The sequence below is a fragment of the Streptomyces sp. PU-14G genome (assembly GCF_041028275.1).
In the GTDB taxonomy this organism is placed as follows: domain Bacteria; phylum Actinomycetota; class Actinomycetes; order Streptomycetales; family Streptomycetaceae; genus Streptomyces.
Map to the genome: position 1 here is coordinate 1 of NZ_JASKYT010000505.1, position 3,658 is coordinate 3,658.

Annotated in this window: 3 protein-coding genes; 1 reads left to right on the forward strand and 2 read right to left on the reverse strand. The window is 73.6% G+C overall.

The annotated features are described in order from the left end of the window. On the reverse strand, nt 1-1,390 hold a 1,390-nt coding region (locus AB8Z75_RS32400; RefSeq protein WP_369208313.1), incomplete at its 3' end, for a phosphoribosyltransferase family protein. 26 nt (nt 1,391-1,416) lie between these two features. Beyond that, nucleotides 1,417-2,583 (reverse strand): HpcH/HpaI aldolase/citrate lyase family protein, encoded by a 1,167-nt coding sequence (locus AB8Z75_RS32405; RefSeq protein ID WP_369208311.1) that lies wholly within the window; start codon nt 2,581-2,583, stop codon nt 1,417-1,419. A 230-nt stretch (nt 2,584-2,813) separates the two neighbouring features. Here AB8Z75_RS32405 and AB8Z75_RS32410 point away from each other — a divergent pair. Next, nucleotides 2,814-3,658 (forward strand): TerD family protein (locus AB8Z75_RS32410; protein WP_369208312.1); only part of this gene is annotated, 845 nt, incomplete at its 3' end.

Here is a 3,658-nt window from a genome sequence, read left to right on the forward strand (position 1 = left end):
GGACGACGGCCAGCAGGACGGCGGGGGCGCATCCGGTGAGCTGGTCCAGCAGTCCGCCGGGGGCGTGCAGCGCGGGGGTGTCGCCCTCGCTGTCGACGACGGCGACGACGGCGTCGAAGCCTCCTCCCACCACGTTGTAGGCGTAACGCTCCTGCGGCTCCTGTGACTGCTGTGACTCCTGCGGCTCCCACAGCTCCTGTGGCTCCTGCGACTGCGGCAGCTCCTGTGGCTCCTGCGGATGCGGCTGCTGCTGCGGGCCGGCCTGCTGTGGAGTGTCGTGCGCCGGGAAGCGCAGCGCGGTACGGATCGCGTAGCCGGGGTCGTCCACGGGGAGGACGGGCGAGCGGGTCGTGGTCGAGAAGCGGATCTCGGCGCGCCCCGCGGTGCGCTCCTCCACCGCGCGGGCGAGGAGCAGCGGCGCGTACATCAGTTCCTCGTTGCCGAGGACGAGGACACGGGGTGGCTCCCCGGCCACTTCCGGGAGGGCGAGCGCGGACAGCACCCGCTCCGCCATGGCGGGCAGCGCCGCCTCCAGCCGCGTCTGTTCGCGCGGCCCGAAGCCGTGGCGTCCGCCGTCCGGCAACTCCTCGGGCCAGCCGAGCTCCACCCGCCGCAGCGTCCCCCGGGCCGCCGCAGGCGGCGCCGCGGGCGCTGCGCCGTGGGCCTCGACCAGCGCGCGACCGCGCGCCAGTACGTCGTGAGGCAGCGCGACCCGGCCCGAGGCGAGGGCCACCACGTCGACGCGGACACCCAGGTCGGCGGCGCACTTCTCCAACGCGGCCACGTCCGCCTCGGCCCGCGTGTCGACCAGGGCGGCGACGACGTACCGGGCACGCGGCGCGGCGGCGTGCAGCGCCGCGATGGTGTTGCGCACGGTTCTGCCGGTGGACAGTTCGTCGTCGACGAGCACCAGCGGGCCGCCCGTACGCAGCTGCTCGGGGTCCTCGGGAAGCAGCAGGTGGGAGGTGGCGTGGCTGTGCTCCTCTTCGAAGCCGCCGAACCGCTCGGCTCCCGGGACCGCCCGCCGGGTGGAGTGCAGGGCGCTCACGCGGCTGCCCATGGCGTGCGCGACGGTCAGTCCGAGCCCGGTGGCGGTCTCCGCGAAGCCCAGCACGGCGGAGCGTGCGGCCTCGTCGGCACCGAGCAGCTCGCGTACCCGTTCGCCCAGGCGGCGTCCTGCTCCCAGGACCGCCGCGGGGCGCTGCGGCACGTGCTTGCCCAAGACGGTGGAGACCAGCAGATGCGCCCGCTTGGGGTTGCGCCGCAGGGCGAGGCCCAGCAGCCCGCGCAGCCCCTCGTCCAGGCGTACGCCGAGCCGCTCGGACACCCACTCACCCGGCCACGCAGCGGTGTCCGCGTCCCTCGTTGCCCTCTCGCGCCGCCCGTGCACGTCCCCGGTACCCGGTGCGTTTCCGTTCACTTGACTCCCGCCGCCAGCAGTTCGACGAAGCTCACGCCCTCGCGCGCCACGCCGAAGACCTCGCCGCGCAGCAGTGTGCGCTCGGCCCAGGCGCGGTGCGGCTTCACCTCGTTCATCTTGTTCGTGTACGCGGAGCGCAGCACTCCGCCTCCGCCGCGCTCGGGGCGCAGCACGTCTGTCGCGTCGCAGAACTCCTCGTGGCTGACGACCGACAGCGCGTGCACGGGAGCCACGTGCGAGGGATGGATGCAGGTCTTGCCGAGCAGGCCGTTCGCGCGGTCGAGGGCGATCTCGCGCAGCAGCCCGTCCATGTCGTGCTCGATCAACGCCGTGCGTATCTCCTCGGCGCGGCCACTCCGGAACGGACTCTGCCGCAGCTGCGGCTTGAACATTCTCTCCTGTGGCCGGAAATACTCCCACACAGGTCCTGTGACGGTGAACCCGGTGCCGTCGGCGCGGCCCAGCACATTCACCACGTCCCCGATGACCGAGGCGACGATCTGCACATCGTAAGCGGTCATGTCGGGCGTGCGCCGCAGCCCGTACGCGGAGCAGAAGTCGGTGACGCCCAGCCGCAGCGCCAGGATCCGCTCGCGGTACTTGTCCAGCGTGCGCGCGATGCCCGCCAGAGTCGCGGGACGGCTCTCCCTGTGCAGCAGCTGAGGCGACTCCAGGACAGGCATCGCCAACAGCCGCTGCCCGCACGAGGCCTCGGCCTCGGTGAGTGCCTCCAAGAACGCCACCGAGCGGTCCTCGGTGAACTTGGGCAGCACGAAACCCGACAGCAGCCGCACCGCGGGCCCCAGCCTGCGCACCAGCCCGGTGATCTGGTCCGCCTCCCGCACCCGCACGAACAGCAGCGGCAGCTCAGCGCCGGGCCCCGCCTCGGCCAGCGCCCCGAGCTGGCGCACCAGATTCTCCTCCGCCCACGGCACCTCGGCGTCGGCTATCGAGTCCTCCAGGCAGAGCACCATCGAGACCACGCCTCGGGCCGCCTGTTTGCGGACGTCCTCGGCCAGCCCCTCGCGGGTGGCCGGGCTGTAGAGCGTCGCGCCGAGCGCCACGGCCAGGGTGCCCACGGGCGCCTCCGCCGTGAACTCGGCCGGTGGGCGGTGGAAGAGCGCGCCAAGGCGCTCGGGCGTCAGATGCCGGAAGTGCCGCATGAAGTCCCCGTCTCGCCGATCTCGCGTGCCGCGCGGCCGTCCGCGTCCGGCTCCCGTGCGCTTCTCCCGCGGGCCGCCGCGGTGACCGTACGGCTGCTCATCGTACGTACGAGGACCGCTCGGAAGTTCCCCCGCCGCACCCTGCACACCGCGGACCCGTACGGGTGGCCGCCCCGCCCGGTGTCCGTCCCGCGTTGTGGCGGCCGTCCCTGCGGGGGCAGGATGAAGACATGACGCACGCGATGACGAAGGGTTCGAACATCCAGCTGGAGACCACGGCCGTGCGTGCCGTGCTCTGCTGGGCGCCTGGTACCGGCGTGCCCGACGTCGATGCCTCGGCTCTGCTGCTGGGCGCCGACGGCCGGGTCAGAACCGACGACGACTTCGTCTTCTACAACCAGCCCCGGCACCCCTCCGGGCTGGTACGGCACCTCGCCAAGAAGCGCGAGCCTGAGGGGCTGCGGGACACCGTCGAGGCGGACCTGGCGGCCCTGGACGAGACCGTGGACCGCGTACTGCTGGCCGCCTCAGCGGACGGCGGCACCTTCGCCGCCGTCCGCGAGCTTCGGCTGCTGCTGCACGACGCGGGAGCGCGGAACGGCACGGCGGACAGCGCCGAGGGCACAGGAGGGAGCGCGCACATGAACGGCACGGCAGACGCACAGCTGCTGGCCCGCTTCGACATCGAACCGGAGACCGGCGCGGAGACGGCCATGGTCTGCGGCGAGCTGTACCGGCGCGGCGACGGATGGAAGTTCCGGGCCCTCGGACAGGGCTATGACACGGGGCTGATCGGCCTCGCCACGGAGTTCGGCATCTCCGTGGACGAGACGGACAACGCCGAGGGGAGCGCGCCGGGAACGCCCCGGCGCCCCGAGCGTGACCCCGACGCCACGGTCGCCCACGTGCCGGGCCCCGACACGGTCGGCGCGGACGACTTCCAGTTGCGGCCACCCGCCGGCACCGTCCCCCAGCCGCCGCCCGAGCCGCACCCCGAGCCCTCGCCGCACCCGGTGCCGCCCGAGCCGCAGCCCGAGCCGTCGCCCCGGCCCGAGCCCGGACCACCGCCAGGACC